Source organism: Roseivivax sediminis (assembly GCF_900112685.1).
GTDB lineage: Bacteria > Pseudomonadota > Alphaproteobacteria > Rhodobacterales > Rhodobacteraceae > Roseivivax > Roseivivax sediminis.
This window is the reverse complement of sequence record NZ_FOMS01000019.1, coordinates 34,321-50,000: the sequence shown is the minus strand read 5'-3', so window position 1 is coordinate 50,000 and position 15,680 is coordinate 34,321. Positions and strand designations below refer to the sequence as shown.

Here is a 15,680-nt window from a genome sequence, read left to right as displayed (position 1 = left end):
GCTTAAGCCGTTAGGTGTAGGCGCAGCGAAAGCGAGTCTTAATAGGGCGTCTCAGTTGGATGGATCAGACCCGAAACCGAGTGATCTAGGCATGACCAGGATGAAGGTACGGTAACACGTACTGGAGGTCCGAACCCACACCTGTTGAAAAAGGTCGGGATGAGTTGTGCCTAGGGGTGAAAGGCCAATCAAACTCGGAGATAGCTGGTTCTCCGCGAAATCTATTTAGGTAGAGCGTCATCCGAATACCCCGGGGGGTAGAGCACTGGATGGGTAATGGGGCCCCACAGGCTTACTGATCCTAACCAAACTCCGAATACCCGGGAGTACTAGATGGCAGACACACTGCGGATGCTAACGTCCGTAGTGAAGAGGGAAACAACCCTGACCTCCAGCTAAGGCCCCCAATTCATGGCTAAGTGGGAAAGCAGGTGAGACGGCCAAAACAACCAGGAGGTTGGCTTAGAAGCAGCCATCCTTTAAAGATAGCGTAACAGCTCACTGGTCTAATCAAGCTGTCTTGCGGCGAAGATGTAACGGGGCTCAAGCCATGAGCCGAAGCTGAGGACGCGAGAGCGTGGTAGCGGAGCGTGGTGTGACATAGTCTCATTCCTCCTTCGATCCTTCGGGATCATTGGAGGAGAGAGGCTTGCTGAGAAGCCGGACCGTAAGGTTTACCGGTGGAGCGATCACCAGCGAGAATGATGACATGAGTAGCGACAAGGAGTGTGAGAGACACTCCCGCCGAAAGTCCAAGGGTTCCTGCTTAAAGCTAATCTGAGCAGGGTAAGCCGGCCCCTAAGGCGAGGCCGAAAGGCGTAGTCGATGGGAACCAGGTTAATATTCCTGGGCCAGGAGATGGTGACGGATTGTCCGAGTCGTATGTCCCTTATCGGATTGGGGCATATATGCGGCAGTCCCTGGAAATAGCCCTCCTTCGGACCGTACCCGAAACCGACACAGGTGGACTGGTAGAGAATACCAAGGCGCTTGAGAGAACGACGTTGAAGGAACTCGGCAAAATACCTCCGTAAGTTCGCGAGAAGGAGGCCCGGGCTATGATGTCCGGGGGCACAAACCAGGGGGTGGCGACTGTTTACTAAAAACACAGGGCTCTGCGAAGCCGCAAGGCGACGTATAGGGTCTGACGCCTGCCCGGTGCCTGAAGGTTAAAAGGAGGGGTGCAAGCTCCGAATTGAAGCCCAGGTAAACGGCGGCCGTAACTATAACGGTCCTAAGGTAGCGAAATTCCTTGTCGGGTAAGTTCCGACCTGCACGAATGGCGTAACGACTTCCCCGCTGTCTCCAACGTCGACTCAGCGAAATTGAATTGCCGGTCAAGATGCCGGCTACCCGCGGTTAGACGGAAAGACCCCGTGCACCTTTACTACAGCTTCAGACTGGCACCAGGCCAGGCATGTGCAGGATAGGTGGTAGGCTTTGAAACCGGGACGCCAGTTCCGGTGGAGCCACCCTTGAGATACCACCCTTGCCTCGCTTGGTGTCTAACCGCGAACCGTCATCCGGTTCCGGGACCCTCTGTGGCGGGTAGTTTGACTGGGGCGGTCGCCTCCTAAAGCGTAACGGAGGCGCGCGAAGGTTGGCTCAGAGCGGTCGGAAATCGCTCGTTGAGTGCAATGGCAGAAGCCAGCCTGACTGCGAGACTGACAAGTCGAGCAGAGTCGAAAGACGGCCATAGTGATCCGGTGGTCCCAAGTGGGAGGGCCATCGCTCAACGGATAAAAGGTACGCCGGGGATAACAGGCTGATACTGCCCAAGAGTCCATATCGACGGCAGTGTTTGGCACCTCGATGTCGGCTCATCTCATCCTGGGGCTGGAGCAGGTCCCAAGGGTACGGCTGTTCGCCGTTTAAAGAGGTACGTGAGCTGGGTTTAGAACGTCGTGAGACAGTTCGGTCCCTATCTGCCGTGGGTGTAGGAGACTTGAGAGGAGTTGACCCTAGTACGAGAGGACCGGGTTGAACGATCCACTGGTGGACCTGTTGTTGCGCCAGCAGCAGTGCAGGGTAGCTATGATCGGACAGGATAACCGCTGAAGGCATCTAAGCGGGAAGCCCCCCTCAAAACAAGGTCTCCCCGAGGGCCGTGGTAGACGACCACGTCGATAGGCTGGAGGTGTAAGCGTGGCAACACGCTCAGCTGACCAGTACTAATGGCCCGACAGGCTTGGTTCGATCCAGAAACAGACAGGCATCCCTGTCCTCTGGTCGAAAAGCATACCCCTTGTGAACAAGATCAGGACAACGACGCGCCATAAGCGCATGTTGATTGAGCGTATTCGCACCCGGCATGTCTGCGGTGTGGCCACGCGCTTTTGCCTCGCAAAAACGCTCCCGGCCACCGAGAAAGACACGGCGCGCGGATGCGCGCCGTGTCTTTCTCGGTTTGGTGGTCATAGCACGAGCAAAACACCCGGCTCCATTCCGAACCCGGCCGTTAAGTGCCGTCGCGCCAATGGTACTGCGTCTCAAGACGTGGGAGAGTAGGTCGCCGCCAAACCTAGCAAGACACGCCAATACGTATCTCTCGAATACGATGACACCAAACACCCTCCGCACCAATCAAAAACAGGCGCGGAGCACGGGCGACAAAGCCCAATTGGCGCGGGATGGAGCAGTCCGGTAGCTCGTCAGGCTCATAACCTGAAGGTCGTAGGTTCAAATCCTACTCCCGCAACCAGTTTTAGCGAACAGGCCGCACCCGAAAGGGTCGCGGCCTTTTTGCTGTCCCCAAAGCTCAACAGTTCCAACAGCTTGCCACGGATCTCCAGCGTGTGGAGGCTCGCTTCATCGTCCCAGGAGACGACCACCGTGTCGAGCAGCGTGTGCAGCTCGTCCGCCGCCGGGCCTGCCACGGCCTCGTCGGTGAGGGTGCCCACAAGATCCTCGACGTGATCTCGGTAGAGCGCGGGCAGGTCCTCGGGCAGCGCGATCGGCGCAGGGATGAGCGCGTCGCGTTCGGCTTGTAGCGCCTTGAGCTGGCCGTCTGCCATTTCCAGCTGTTCGATCAGCACGTTGGAGAACCGGCCTTCCTTTACAGCACGCACGAGGTTCGCGTGTTCCTTTTCCACCTCTCGGATCCGGGCGTCGTGCCGCTGGAGCACTTTCCCGCTTTCCTGCTCCTCCGCGCGCTTCCTGGCGAGGTAGCTCGCCAGGAACTGCTCGTATTCCTTCTCCTGCATCAGCCGCTCACGCAGGCCACCGAGGATCGCCTCGGCGGCGTCGGTCTCGGCGAGACCCGGCATGCCGGTGCAGACGGCCTCGCCCTTCTCTTTGGCATTGGCACAGTAGTAGCGCCGCCGGGCGCCTTTGCCGGCCACGGTGAGATTGCCGCCACACTGGCCGCAGCACAGCAGCCCCGAGAGCAGATACTTGCGTCGCCGCGCGCTCTGTGACGCTCCGGCAGCGGCCTTGCCGTCAGCTTCGGCTCGGGTACGGGAGCTGTCGATCAGGTCCTGCCGGGCCTTGACCTTATCCCACAATGCCTCGTCGATGATCCGGAGGTCGGGCTTCTCGGTGGTGAGCCATTCTTCAGGCGGGTTGGGCTTGGAGACCCGACGTCCGGTCTCGGGGTGCTTGGAGTAGCGCTGGCGGTTCCAGACGTGCCGCCCGATGTAGAGTTCGTTGTTGAGGATCCCGGTGCCGCGCGCGCGGTGCCCGTAGATCGTGTTGGCTTTCCAGTGACCGCTTCCTTCGCCGCGTCCACGGGGGGCAGGGACGGCGGCCGCGTTTAGGTCGGCCGCGATCTGTCGCGGCGACTTGCCGGCGGCGTATTCCTCGAAGATGCGCCGCACGATCGCGGCTTCTTCGGGGTCGATCAGCATGACGCTTCCGTCCGACTTTCCGTTACGCAGGGGCAAGGCCTCCGAGCGATAGCCGTAGGCCCGTCCGCCGGTGTTCTTGCCGGCCTCGACGCGGCCGACGAGGCCGCGACGGGTCTTGTGCGAAAGCTCTTCCAGGAACAACTGTGCGAAGGTCCCGAGGATCCCGATATCGAAGATCCCGAGCTTGCCGCGATGGAGCTGGTGCATCTCGACATCGGCGTAGTTGGCCTTCTTGTAGAAGAGCATCAACAGCTCGAGGTCGCGCGCCAGCCTGTCGAGATGTTCGAAGAGAACGACGTCGCAGCCGCCTTCCGCGATGAAGGATTGCAATGCCTCGAAGCCGGGGCGGCCGCGCGTAGCGCCGCTGATCGCCACGTCTTCGAACACCTGCACGACGGTCCAGCCATCCTGTCGTGCCGCGTGCTGGCGACAGAGCCGCACCTGGTCCTCGATCGAGGTCGGGTTCTGCAGGTCAGTCGAATAGCGTGCATAGATGGCGACGCGGACGGGCTTGGCGGATTGGATCATTCGAAACCTTCAACAGGGAGCGGCCGGGCGACAGAAGCTGACGCATTCGTCACGCGCTGTCCAGTCTTACTCCAAACACTGAAATCCGGATGAAAATATGACGGGTGTTCCATAAATTGGCCCGAATCCAACGGCACAACGCGACTACCGCGTCCGGAGTGTCCGCCTTCGTGTTGCCCTCCCGGGCAGTCCGCTTAGCGGCAACTTCGGCGATGAGGTCAATCAGGTTCGCGAGGGCCATGCGCTTCTCCTTCGGCTGTGGACACCGAAAACCGACAGACTGGCGAGAGCCGAGCCCTCGGGTGTGATTGACGAGCCCGTGCAGGCAGGACCTGCACGGGCTTCTCGTTGGCGGGCGCGCCGACATCTGGTAGCAGCAGAAGGTTCGTCGGCACGCCCTGACGCGGGCGTTCCAGCCCGCGTGTCTCATCAGGCTGCGGTGCGCAGCCCCTCCAGGGCCTTCTCGGCGCGCAGGATGTCGTGCACCGCCGAAAGGGTGGCGTAGAGCTCGATCAGCACCGCGAGGGCGTTCGACAGGCGATCAGCCTCCGGTGTGAGGCGTTCCTGGCCCCAGGTCTTGTAGTCGGAAACGTTCTCCGGGCTGTGGTCGTAGCGGGTCTCGACGTAGGTGCCCTCGGCGATCTCGGCGTCGAGGACGCCGACGAGCTCGTGGAGCATCGCCAGGATGCCCTTGTCGAAGATGTTGCCGGCCCGCAGCAGCGCGGCCAGCTTCTTGGCTTCCTGCTTGGGCTTGGGCGCGACGAGGTCGAGCACGTCCTGGTCGATCCCCGTGGCGGCGGCCCGCGCCAGCGGGAAGCACGAAGCGGCCATTGCGGTGATCTCGGAGGCGGATTTGAATGGCATATCCATTGGTCTTTCCTTGTGTTGATTGAGAGGGGAGGAGCAGCGGCGAGAGCGCGGTTCCCTATTGGAAACCGCGGTCTTCGCGCGCCTGCTCTTCCCTCCGCTGTTCTTCGTAGTAGTAGGCGGCAATGTCGGCCTCGGCCTGGATCCGTGCCCGGACGGCGTTCATCCGGTCCAGCAGAGCTTCATCGAGGCGGCCGATGATGTGCGGGCTCTTGGAGCGTCCGTGGAAGCCGCTGTGGTTCACGTGCACGATGATGCGCCGTGCGCAGACGAACCGCGTGGGCTTCGACAGCCCGGCTGTCTCCCGCGCGGCGCACTGCTTGACGATGACTTCGTAGCCGCGGTTCGCGCGCGTGTCCGCCGACGTGCCGTAGGCGATCTCCACGAAGCGCTCGTCGCCCTTGGTCATCGTGTCGAGCACGAGGCAGGGACGGCGCTTCGGCGCACCTGGCTCGTCATCCTCCTCGGCTAGAGGAAAGTGGAACAGCACGACATCGCCGCGCTGCAGATGCACGCTATTGCCGGCCGGCGTGAAGGGTTGGGGGTGGTGATACATGAAGGCCTCCTGTGGCGTGGGACAACGACGCCAGCTGGACAGCCTGCTTGCTCCAGACCTCCGAACGGCTGCGCGTCAAATTGAGCGCGCAGCCGTTCGGAGGTCTGGACGATTCTTGACGCGACAGTGCGCGACTACTTGCTCGTGCCAAAATGTGGAGTTGCGACGATGTGGAACACGCTCATGTGTGTAAGACCAACTGGTCAAGCCAAAAGAAAGGCCTGGCCAAGATGGAAGCATCCAATGCAAAAGCACCTTCAGCGATCTAGCGCAGGAACCACACCGTCAATATCTCACTAACTTGAAAAGTATACTGGAGGCAAGCGTTTCTGCAAGATCGCGAACTGAATTCCGGTCTCCTGCCAATTCACAAATCTAAGGTGGGGACAGATTTTGTCAAACTCTTCCTTACCTATCTCAACTCCTCCCGTAACATCATTAAATGTCGTCCATCTGAGGTCAAAATCCACGTAAGGACAGGAAACGAAGTCACAGAAAATAAGGTGATCTTCACAGCTTTTATGAATGTCAAATTCATCGGATAGGACGCGATTTCGAATTGCGATCGCGAACTCGCCAGCCTCTACGCTTCCTGCGCTCCCGTGTGCATGAAGCAGACATAACATAGAGAAATAGCATGTCTTTTTTTCTTCAAGGATGTCTGACAGAACTAACTTCGCGCCCGCTTGCGAAACAAAAAGCCCAGGGTCAATGAGAAGCCCTATGAGGAAAGCGTTCGCAATTTCAAGAGGCAAGTTCGATCCGTGCGAGTCGTAATTAGATGAAATCAACTGATCAGTCTCAAAAATGACATACGACCTGATGTCGTGCGACATGGCTTCGGGAGCTCTGGTTAGAAGTTCGCTAAGCTTTCTAAGGATTTCCGCCGAGCGAATTAGTGGAGGAACGCGAAAGTCCAAGGAGAGTAGGTAATAAAGCATGCGAACCAAAAATTTCGCGCGCTCGGAAAGATCGATCCATTCGTCTTCGCTAAGGTCTTCTTTGGCGAATTCTGACATTTTTGCAATCGACGAATGGAGCGCTCCATAGATTTCGGAGGTGGAGCTTACCATTGCCGCTCTTTCGGAGCCACCAATGTGCCGAAGCGCGTCCAAGGAGGACCTAATTGCTTTCTTAGTTTGCTTCCTTGGTTCATCATCTGCCTGAGGTCGTTTAATTAGGCATTCCTCAATTCGCCTTGCGACTCCATGTACTTCGAATTTAACTCTAGAAACGGAAGTTACGAAAGGCCGTTCAAAGTCTCTAGCTTTGTCCAAGTTCAGAAACATTTTATACTCTTCGAGGCTGTCGGAAAGAAAGCGCTCAATTTTATCGAGCGTACCTTCTTCGTCTGCAAAGATATGGAAGTCGTCTACATATCTTCGTACCGTATAGTCTCGACCTTCTCTTAGCCCCGTTTGTTCGGCCGAGGCCGCAACTTCCAGATCAATGCGCTGCAAGATAATCTCGGCGAAAATTCTTGATGCCTCAGGTCCAACCAAGAGTCCCGCGGTTTCATTGTAATTCGCGTACTGCATAACCTCATCAAACTGTTGCTCAAAAGAGTACATCTTCGAATTATCTTTAGAAAAATCTTTCTCCTTAACAGCCCAAGAAATTGAGTGCGTATATATATTGAAGAAGCAGCGCGATACATCGAGGGTTCGGAGCCGTGAGAACCGGCTCTCAAGGCGAACCAGCTCGTTGGAAGAAAAAAACCTATCGAGAAGTAGGAACCGTTGGTACGCAAAGTATGAGGGTACATAGGGGGTCGATATTTTTTGCCCAGGTAAATCGTCTGGCAGGTCAGCTTCCCACCTTCTCCGGACATCTTTTGAACTTCCCTTAGTGAATATGCGTTGCGAAGCGGCCGGATATCTGAGCGAAAACGGACTCCTCGCGCAAGATTGCAATATTGTCTGTTCGAACTCGCTATACAGCTTGGCTATCCGAAGCTGTATAGTAGGGTGAATGATGCTTATAGTGTTTTTTTCGCGATGCGATCTGTTAATCTTGTATGAGAAGGGCTTTGTATAGCCCTTCCGGGATCGTCTCACAAAATCCAACTTTTTTCGTTGAGCGTCGCTCAGGTCGCCGATTTTCAGCTCAGAAAGAAAGAAGTTTTCGTTCGTAAAGCCAAAGGGCAGTTCATAGGGCAACGTTTCGGTTAAGAGTGCGCGAAGTTCTTTCATCTTTGAGTCGATATTAGTCATTGATCCAAATCCGACATATTTGTCGCATTCGCGCTCTAGTGAAGCGCTTGTCGATTCGTTTTTTGTATCCCTGGAGGTAGCTCAGCCTCCTGAATTGCTCTTTTATGGGTGCGGGTAGTGCGTTTATTGCAGTGGAGTAGGTACTGTTCGGTCCAAACAATAATGCATTCATGTGAGCATCTAGGGCGGCCAGCTCTTTGGCGTTGTATGGCTCTTTTGTTCTTCCTGACTTGTTCGAGGGGAACTGACCGCAGTGCTTGTAGTTGTAGTATATTCCCGCTCTTATCTTCTGCTTGCGTGCGCCGCGAGTGTGCCGAGTCTTGTATGTTGAATAATTAGAGGTCAGGAATTGCAACCGGTCCAAAAGAAGATCGGTGTTTCCATTCTGGGAGAAGTCCTTGAATGCGAGGTGCATACGTGACTGGCGCTTCTTTAGTTTTGTTTGGGCGATTGCAACGTCAAATGCTCTTGTTTGATAGCTTTTCGTCACGTTATCAATCTTGAAGCCGTAACCCAAAAAGTTGAATGATTCCAAGCGCGGGTCTGCGGTTTGGGATGATTTCATAGATTTAATGTAGACTTCTGCTGTTTTTTCGTTGAGCTCGAGTCCAATTTCCGCGAGCTCTTCACTGATGCGATCCAGTGTAGGCTTATCGGGAAGTGAAAAAACGACGATGTCATCTGCGTATCGAAAATACCTGTGGACGTTGGGAAGCCTTCGAATGGTTTTGTCAAACTCTGCTAGGTAGATTTCGGACAACAGCGTGCTGAGCGCAAGCCCTCTCGGTACAGATGTTTCTGCGATTACGTCTGTATCTTGCAGGTGTTGAAGGATTGTCCGGATCCTTGGGTCCGTACGAGTATCGCATATGATTTGCTGGTTCAGTTTTCGCGCAGCTATGTTCTCATAAAACCCTTTGACGTCGCATCTTGTAACTATGAAAGGTGACGCCTCACTCAGAGCTTCTTGGAGGCCAAGAACCATCAGGTCTCTATTTGGCGGCCGAACGGAGTACTGCTTGGACAGCCTACGATAGGTGGCCCGAAGTATCAGGTCAGTTTCAAAATCTTGCGCGTAGTACCTCGCCTTCCCGTTGGGCGTATTCTTGTGGCCTAAGTTTAGTGTGGGCGGGGCGGTATCGAGGCGAGAAATCGTTCTGTTGATCAAAGCGTCCTTGCCTGTTTCCAGATCGACTCCCCATCGCCCGGAGTCTCCGACACGTAGACAGTTTGCGATGGCTTGTGGAGAAAAGGCAGAGGTTAGCATTTATTTCGGCGCATTTCCGTTCGCATTGGTTCGAAGTCCTCGTGATCACTTATCGTTTGTGGTGAGCATATGCCGGCGAAATGTGGAGAGCAAAGGCAGTCTTGTGTGTGCGTTCGTTGATCGGCCGATGTGGCCGCCGAGGGGTGCAGGGGCGTGGCGAACGGCCCCTGCGAGCAGGCGGGGGTTCGGGGGAGGAGTGCGGAACGACGCTCCCCCGGGAGCAGGGGTTGCAAGGGGAGTGCGGAACGATGACCTTGCCGCCCTCCGCGCAGGAGTGCCCGCCGCACAGGCGCCCCCGGCGGGCGGGGTTCCGGGGCAGCGCCCCGGGCGAGCGGGTAGACCGAACGGAGGCACCAACGGTGCGGGAGTGCGGTCTACTTAGTGAGTACTTTCCCCTGCACCCCCGTGCACGCTCTCGTTTTTGCGCGGGAACAAAGAACACCACGTCTACTCCGGTTTTCATCCGGAGCATCCAACGTGTCGACTTCCCAGCACCCCATCGTCCTGCGTTTCGAGGGCTTGCGCCCCGAGCAACTGTCCCGTTTCGAACTGCATCGCCTGCGGAAACATCAAGATCGCTGCGAGGTCGATCGAAGCCGCACCCGGCTCAACAAGCTCCTGATCGGCAGCGAGACCTGGGCCAGGGAAGCGCTGACAGAGATCGACGAAATGCGGATGGAGAGCTTCGCCAACGAGCTGACAAAGCTCAAGAAGCGGAAGCGTGTCGGTGAAATCGAAAAGCGCATGATCGAAGGACCGAAGGATCCTTGGCGGCCGTCGAAGCACGGCCCGATGCGCGAAGTGATCATCACCGCCCATGCCGAATGGTTCGAAGCCGCGGGTGATCAGGCGACCTGGCGCGGCAAGATGGCAAAGCGCCGGCGCGAGAAGGAGTTCGAGGATCTCGCCATCGGGTGGCTGACCTACAACTTCGGTGAGGACGTCGTGCACGCCCGTGCCGATCGCGACGAGAAGACCTATCACATCCACGCGGTGATCATGCCGCGGGGCGAGGATCAGCACGGACGGCCGATGCTCATCCCTTCGAAGCACGAGGCGATCCAATCCTACGAGCTGGCGCAGGACATCGCAGGCGTGTGGTTCGCCCAAGCCGGACTGTTGCGCGGGGAAGCGCGGGCATTCGCTGCGCGTCAGGCGAAAGCCGCAGGGATGAAGGGGCCGGACCCGGTTCAGCACAAGCCCACCTGGAAGTGGCGGCAGGAGGTCGCGGCCTCCATCTGGGCTGACCACGTTGGACTGAACGCCCGTTCGTCCGCCCTCGACACACGGGAAAAGGCGCTCGGGGAAGCCAAGGAGGCCCTCGACGTCGAGTCCGCCGCGGCAGAGACGCGCTCGGTTGCGGTTGGTGCGCGCGAAACTGCGGCCCAGCATATGGCGGACGAGGCCGACTCCGTTCTGGCCGCCGCGGAGGGGCTCGCGGAAGACTTCTTCGAGTTGACGGACGATTCAAGCACGCCGCGCCTCGCCGTGACAGAGGCGGGCAAGGCATCCGAAGCTGCCAAGCCCCTGATCCGACGTTTGGCAAAGTCGAAGAACGGTCGCCGACGCGCAGAAGGCATTTTCGGTCGTGCCTGGTCCGCAATGCGCGCTCGTGCGCAAGGCGACGCGGAGGAGCGGCTGCGCGAAGAGTTCGCCGAGATCGAGACCACGCGCGAGACGCTCATGGCCGTCGTGCAGCACCTTCCGCCCGCCGTTCGTCAGCGGGCCGGCGAGACCTGGAAGGCCGTCGTCAAGCAGGTCGTGGGCTTGGAGAGACTGTTGCGCAAACGTGGACATTTGGGCGCGGAAGAAGATCGCCGGGGAGATGCCGACCCAAACGCAAAGGCATCTAACGAAAAATGAATCTAGTGATGTCCGTGACTTATAGTTTTTCCGAGAGAAAGTTGTCCGTTTTGGCTCCGGCGCCGATGGAAACAAAAGCACATAATTTTTGGCCGCGGTTGATACCCCCAGCACCACGCCGACGGCTGACCCTAAACCGGACAAAAAAAGGAGATCCCCATGTCCAAGATTAACCACAATGACCTTCACCGTCAGTTCCTCGGAGCCATGGCGTCGAACAGCACGCAGCCTGCTGCCGGTGCCGTCTCGACCGACCCGCGTCGTACCATCCAAGCCATCCAATCCGGTGTCGTAGCCAAGGCCGCGGTCAACGAGCTGAACCGCGCCCTGTCTTTCGCCAATGCCATCGGCCAGAACTTCGCGGCGGTGCTGCCGAGCCTGAATGAGCAGACCCGCATCGAGGTCATCTCGGCGCTGGCCTGCGCGGCCTCGGCGAAGGACCGGCGAACCATCATGGAGCATCCGCTGTGCCCGCCTGAGGTAGAGGCAATCGTAGAGGCCTACGATGCGGCCAAGACTGAGGAAGCAGAGGCGCGCAAGGCTGACCGGGCCGCCGAGCGCGAGGAGAAGGAGCGCGCCAAGTTCGAGGAACTACGACTTAAGTTCGAGGGCGGCAAGGCTAATGCAGATGACGCAGTCGCCGCCGAATGAGGCTCCACATGGCGGCGGCCGGTTTTGCCGGCTACCGCCACGTGACGGCCACTTCCGTTCGCCAGAGACCAAATCCAGCTCCCGCAACCACCGAAATCTGCATCGCAGACAAACCAGCGCCCCACGGGGCGCTTTTTTGCTGTTCTCCAACAGGTTGGTAGATCCGGGACACCTCGCCCCGGATCTCGATACGCAGACAATCGCGCGCCTCCGGATCCCCCCACAGAGACACCTCTCCCAGAAGCTCGCGCAGCAGCGCGTTCGCCGCCACCATCTGATCGCTGCCCGTCAGCAGGTCCTCCAGCCGTCGGATCGGCTTGAACAGCACCTCCTGGCCCCGGTCCGCGACACAGCGCTCGACGCCGAAGAGAACGAAGGCGAAGGCCGCCTCGTCTTCTTCGACGGGACCAACAACGTCGAAACCACGGAAAGCGCACCCTTCGAGCTGGGCGATGGCAACGACATCCTCGTCGATGATCTAAGTGACAACGCGGTCGACGGCGGCGCTGGCGACGATGTCTTCGTCATGGCCGGAGGCAACGACACGATCCGCGGCGGCGACGGCGGCCACGACGTGGCCTTCTTCGACGGCAGCATCAACGACTACGCCTTTACCGTGCGGGAGGACGGCGACGTCACGGTCTACCACCCCTACGCGAAAGACGGCGATTCTTACCGCGGTGTGAACACCTTCGGCAGCGTGGAACGCTTCGCCTTTCAAGACCTCCATGCTCGGGACGAGATCGGCCGCTGGCGCAACCACTACAACACCGAGCGCCCGCATTCGGCGCTCCGATACCTGTCCCCAACGGAGTTTCTGACCACGATCGCCGCGACAACGCTCGAGACACTTGCTGTCTCCGTGCTGTCGTTCAACACTGCAAATCGACCGAAAATTACGGGATCAACGCGGCCCTAATTCAGGGGGAACGTCAGATTCACGAGATGAATCCCCCAAAGGCTTTCTGCAACATAGCCCGTGGTAGACAGCGTTACCGGCTCAGAAGCCGCTGACCCTGGGCAGCCAGGTCGACAGGCCGGGCACGAAGGTTATCGCCAACAGCGCTAGCGCGAGCGCCAGAAAGAACGGCGGCATCTCGCGGATGAGTGTCGTGGGCTTCAACGACACCGCGGACGATACGACGAAGATCAGGCTGCCCACCGGGGGCGTCGTCAGGCCGAGCGTCAGGTTCACGATGACGATGATGGCGAAGTGATCCGGGTCGATCCCGAGGGCGAAGCTGATCGGCGCCAGGATCGGCACCAGGATCATCACCCCGGGCAGAGGGTCCATGAAGAGGCCGAACACCAGCAGCAGGACGTTCACCGCCAGCAGGAACACGATCGGTGACAGGTCCAACGCGATGATCGTTTCGGCCAGCATCTGCGGGATGCCTTCGATGATGAGCACCCAGGCGAAGGCCCGCGCCGCCCCGAGGATCAGCAGCACCGCCCCTGCCACGATCGCCGCGCGCAGGATCGTGTCGGGCAGGTCCCGCAGCCGGAACGATCGGTAGACGAAGATCGCCACGAAGAGCGCATAGAACACCGCGATGACCGAGGCTTCTGTGGGGGTGAATACGCCGAAGCGGATGCCGCCGACGATCAGCACGATCAGCAGGAGCGCGGGAAAGGCGTGGAGCGCAATGCGGGCGATCTCTGTCAGAGGCGGCATCGGCGCACCGGAGGCATAGCCGCGCAGGTAACTGACGCGCGCGTTTGCCAGCAGCACCAGAACCGTGATCAGGATGCCCGGCAGTACCCCCGCCATGAAGAGGGAGCCGACCGAGACCTCCTGGTCCTGCATGGCGTAGATGATCATCGTGATCGATGGCGGGATGATCGGCCCGACGACCGAGCTGGCGATGGTCAGCGCGCCGGCATAGGCGCGGTCGTAGCCGCCCCGTTCCATCATCCGGATCATCATGGCGCCGGGTCCCGCCGCATCGGCCAGCGCGCTGCCCGAGATGCCTGCGAACATCGCCGAGCTGACGACGTTGGCGTGGCCAAGACCGCCCCGCAGATGGCCGACGAGCGACTGCGCCAGCCGCAGGATTGCCAGCGTCACGGCGCCCGCGGTCATGATTTCGGCGGCGAGGATGAAGAACGGCACCGCCAGCAGCGGGAAGCTGTCGAGGCCCGAGAACATCTCCTTGACCACGACGATGTCGGGATAGCTCGACCCCAAGCTCAGCGCGACGAAGACCGAAATCGCCATCGCAAAGGCAGCCGGAAGCCCCAGGGCGAGCAGTACGAAGAGCGCGGGAAAGAGGATCTCAGCCATTCGCGCCCTCGCGCGCGGCCGGATCTTCGCCCGCCGCACGTTCGCCCTTGTAGGTGCCCGCCGTCACGAATTGCGGCGCGATCAGCAGCAGGTGGACGATCAGCAGCGAGAACCCCACCGGCATTGCCGCGTAGACGTAGAGGAACGGTACCCGAAGGGCCGGCGTCATCTGGTACTGCATGCGCTGCGCGTATTCGATGCCCACGGAAACCATGAAGCCGAAGAAGATCAGCAGGCCGATTACCAGCGCCCCGCGCAGGATCTGCTGTCCGCGTCCCGGCAGCGCATCCTGCAGGTTGGTGATCGCGACATGGGCGCCCATTCGCAGCGCGAGGCCCGCGCCGACGAAGGTCATCCAGATCATCAGGTAGCGCGCGGCCTCGTCGGCCCATGAAAGCGAATGTCCCGTCAGGTACCGCAGGGCGATGTTCGCCCCGACGATCAGGGGCATCGCGCCGAGGATCAGGATTACCGCCCAGGCGTTGGCGCGGACAAAGATGCGTTCGAGCCGCTTCACGCGAGGCCCCCTGTCGGTGCCGGCGCCCACATGGGGCGCCGGCACTCGGTCATTCGAAGTTTACGATCGAGTCGACCAGCTCCTGGCCATAGGTCTCGTAATAGCCTTCGTAGGCAGCCGAGATCTCTTCCTGGAACTGTGCCTTCTGCTCGGCGGAAAGTTCGTTCACCTTCATCCCGCGCTCCTTGAGCGTCTCCACGCCGGTGGTCTCGACCTCGTCCACGAAGCCGCGCATTGCGCTCGCGGCCTCGTCGGCGGCGGTCTCGAACGCCTCTTTCTGCTCGTCGGAGAGGCCCTCCCAGAACGGCTTGGAGACCAGCAGCATCGCGGGCGAATACACGTGCCCCGACAGCGTCAGGTATTCCTGCACCTCGTCGAGCTTCACCGACACGATCACCGAAAGCGGGTTCTCCTGCCCGTCGATCACGCCCTGCTGCAGCGAGGAGATCACCTCGGGCCAGGCCATCGGCGTGGGCGCGGCGCCCATCGCGTTGAACGCGGCCTGGTGGACCGGGTTCTCCATCGTGCGGATCTTCAGGCCCTGGACGTCTTCCGGGGTCTCGATCGCGTTGCGATTGTTGGTGATGTGGCGGAAGCCCTGCTCGCCCCAGGCGAGGCCGTGCAGGCCCACATCGTCGAATTTGGCGAGGATCTCCTGCCCGATCTCGCCGTCGAGGACGGCGCGCGCGTGCTCCAGATCGCGGAACAGGAACGGGATGTCGAAGACGCCGGTGTCGGGCACGAAATTTGCGAGCGTGCCCGATGACACGATGGTCGCCTCGATGGTGCCGAGCTGCAGCCCCTCGATCACCTCGCGCTCACCGCCGAGGCCGGACGAGGGGAAGTGGTTGAACTCGAAGGCATCGCCGGTCTGCTCGGTCACCACCTCCTCGAATTTCTGGGCCGCGACGCCGTAATGGCTGTCGGGGGCCAGCGCGTAGCCGATCTTGACCTCGGTCTGGGCCAGCGCCGGAGCGCCTGCCGCAACAATCGCACCCGCTGCGACGAGCCCGCTGAAACGATACGTCATGTGTTCCTCCCTGGAAATTCGAGGTGTTGCTACACGCGGCTTTTTGGGCTGGCAACCCC

General features: G+C 59.4%; 11 protein-coding genes, 1 tRNA gene and 2 rRNA genes (1 of these 14 running past the window's edge). 6 read left to right on the top strand and 8 right to left on the bottom strand.

What is annotated here, in order from left to right; all coding sequences use genetic code 11:
- From F3H57_RS20690 to F3H57_RS20680, 3 genes are all read left to right on the top strand, one after another.
- Window positions 1–2,196, top strand: a 23S ribosomal RNA gene (locus F3H57_RS20690) (it extends 1,330 nt beyond the left edge of the window).
- 210 nt (window positions 2,197–2,406) lie between these two features.
- Window positions 2,407–2,521, top strand: a 5S ribosomal RNA gene (gene rrf / locus F3H57_RS20685).
- A gap of 103 nt (window positions 2,522–2,624) precedes the next feature.
- Window positions 2,625–2,701: transfer RNA gene (locus F3H57_RS20680), tRNA-Met, on the top strand.
- Here F3H57_RS20680 and F3H57_RS20675 read toward each other — a convergent pair.
- The 5 genes from F3H57_RS20675 to drt3a all read right to left on the bottom strand — a co-directional run bounded on the left by F3H57_RS20675 (window position 2,658) and on the right by drt3a (window position 9,276).
- A complete protein-coding gene (locus tag F3H57_RS20675; protein ID WP_149758642.1) occupies window positions 2,658–4,373 on the bottom strand; it encodes a recombinase family protein in 1,716 nt (571 codons plus the stop codon). The genes F3H57_RS20680 and F3H57_RS20675 overlap by 44 nt on opposite strands.
- Window positions 4,374–4,802: 429 nt before the next feature.
- The gene (locus F3H57_RS20670) at window positions 4,803–5,243 is read right to left on the bottom strand and encodes a hypothetical protein (RefSeq protein WP_149758637.1); all 441 of its coding nucleotides are present in this window, start codon (window positions 5,241–5,243) and stop codon (window positions 4,803–4,805) included.
- A 55-nt stretch (window positions 5,244–5,298) separates the two neighbouring features.
- The gene (locus F3H57_RS20665; protein ID WP_149758635.1) at window positions 5,299–5,796 is read right to left on the bottom strand and encodes a hypothetical protein; all 498 of its coding nucleotides are present in this window, start codon (window positions 5,794–5,796) and stop codon (window positions 5,299–5,301) included.
- A 296-nt stretch (window positions 5,797–6,092) separates the two neighbouring features.
- Window positions 6,093–8,009, bottom strand: coding sequence for an antiviral reverse transcriptase Drt3b (gene drt3b, locus F3H57_RS20660; protein ID WP_149758633.1), 1,917 nt, complete (start codon window positions 8,007–8,009; stop codon window positions 6,093–6,095).
- Window positions 8,002–9,276 carry an antiviral reverse transcriptase Drt3a gene (gene drt3a / locus F3H57_RS20655; RefSeq protein ID WP_149758631.1) on the bottom strand — a complete coding sequence of 425 codons (1,275 nt, stop codon included), beginning with the start codon at window positions 9,274–9,276 and terminating at the stop codon, window positions 8,002–8,004. The genes drt3b and drt3a overlap by 8 nt, the downstream gene beginning before the upstream one ends.
- A 477-nt stretch (window positions 9,277–9,753) precedes the next feature.
- On the opposite strand from drt3a, the gene F3H57_RS20650 reads away from it, so the two are divergent.
- The 3 genes from F3H57_RS20650 to F3H57_RS23010 all read left to right on the top strand — a co-directional run bounded on the left by F3H57_RS20650 (window position 9,754) and on the right by F3H57_RS23010 (window position 12,709).
- Window positions 9,754–11,139 carry a plasmid recombination protein gene (locus F3H57_RS20650; RefSeq protein ID WP_149758630.1) on the top strand — a complete coding sequence of 462 codons (1,386 nt, stop codon included), beginning with the start codon at window positions 9,754–9,756 and terminating at the stop codon, window positions 11,137–11,139.
- 159 nt (window positions 11,140–11,298) lie between these two features.
- The gene (locus F3H57_RS20645) at window positions 11,299–11,790 is read left to right on the top strand and encodes a hypothetical protein (RefSeq protein ID WP_149758628.1); all 492 of its coding nucleotides are present in this window, start codon (window positions 11,299–11,301) and stop codon (window positions 11,788–11,790) included.
- 136 nt (window positions 11,791–11,926) lie between these two features.
- Window positions 11,927–12,709, top strand: a complete 783-nt coding sequence (locus tag F3H57_RS23010; RefSeq protein ID WP_149758626.1) for an integrase core domain-containing protein — start codon at window positions 11,927–11,929, stop codon at window positions 12,707–12,709.
- Window positions 12,710–12,790: 81 nt separating this feature from the next.
- Here F3H57_RS23010 and F3H57_RS20635 read toward each other — a convergent pair whose 3' ends face one another.
- From F3H57_RS20635 to F3H57_RS20625, 3 genes are read right to left on the bottom strand one after another with little or no spacing between them, the layout of a single operon-like run.
- Window positions 12,791–14,074 carry a TRAP transporter large permease gene (locus tag F3H57_RS20635; protein ID WP_149758624.1) on the bottom strand — a complete coding sequence of 428 codons (1,284 nt, stop codon included), beginning with the start codon at window positions 14,072–14,074 and terminating at the stop codon, window positions 12,791–12,793.
- Window positions 14,067–14,591, bottom strand: a complete 525-nt coding sequence (locus F3H57_RS20630) for a TRAP transporter small permease (RefSeq protein ID WP_149758622.1) — start codon at window positions 14,589–14,591, stop codon at window positions 14,067–14,069. Before F3H57_RS20630 ends, F3H57_RS20635 begins: the two co-directional genes overlap by 8 nt.
- A 49-nt stretch (window positions 14,592–14,640) precedes the next feature.
- Complete coding sequence (locus F3H57_RS20625) at window positions 14,641–15,621, bottom strand: TRAP transporter substrate-binding protein (RefSeq protein WP_149758620.1); 981 nt, start codon at window positions 15,619–15,621, stop codon at window positions 14,641–14,643.
- Window positions 15,622–15,680: the final 59 nt, after the last annotated feature.

Excerpts from the sequence above, each read along its gene's own strand:
- F3H57_RS20675 (WP_149758642.1), bottom strand. The coding sequence starts at position 4,373 with ATGATCCAATCCGCCAAGCCCGTCCGCGTCGCCATCTATGCACGCTAT.
- F3H57_RS20670 (WP_149758637.1), bottom strand. The coding sequence starts at position 5,243 with ATGGATATGCCATTCAAATCCGCCTCCGAGATCACCGCAATGGCCGCT.
- F3H57_RS20665 (WP_149758635.1), bottom strand. The coding sequence starts at position 5,796 with ATGTATCACCACCCCCAACCCTTCACGCCGGCCGGCAATAGCGTGCAT.
- drt3b (WP_149758633.1), bottom strand. The coding sequence starts at position 8,009 with ATGACTAATATCGACTCAAAGATGAAAGAACTTCGCGCACTCTTAACC.
- drt3a (WP_149758631.1), bottom strand. The coding sequence starts at position 9,276 with ATGCTAACCTCTGCCTTTTCTCCACAAGCCATCGCAAACTGTCTACGT.
- F3H57_RS20645 (WP_149758628.1), top strand. The coding sequence starts at position 11,299 with ATGTCCAAGATTAACCACAATGACCTTCACCGTCAGTTCCTCGGAGCC.
- F3H57_RS20635 (WP_149758624.1), bottom strand. The coding sequence starts at position 14,074 with ATGGCTGAGATCCTCTTTCCCGCGCTCTTCGTACTGCTCGCCCTGGGG.
- F3H57_RS20625 (WP_149758620.1), bottom strand. The coding sequence starts at position 15,621 with ATGACGTATCGTTTCAGCGGGCTCGTCGCAGCGGGTGCGATTGTTGCG.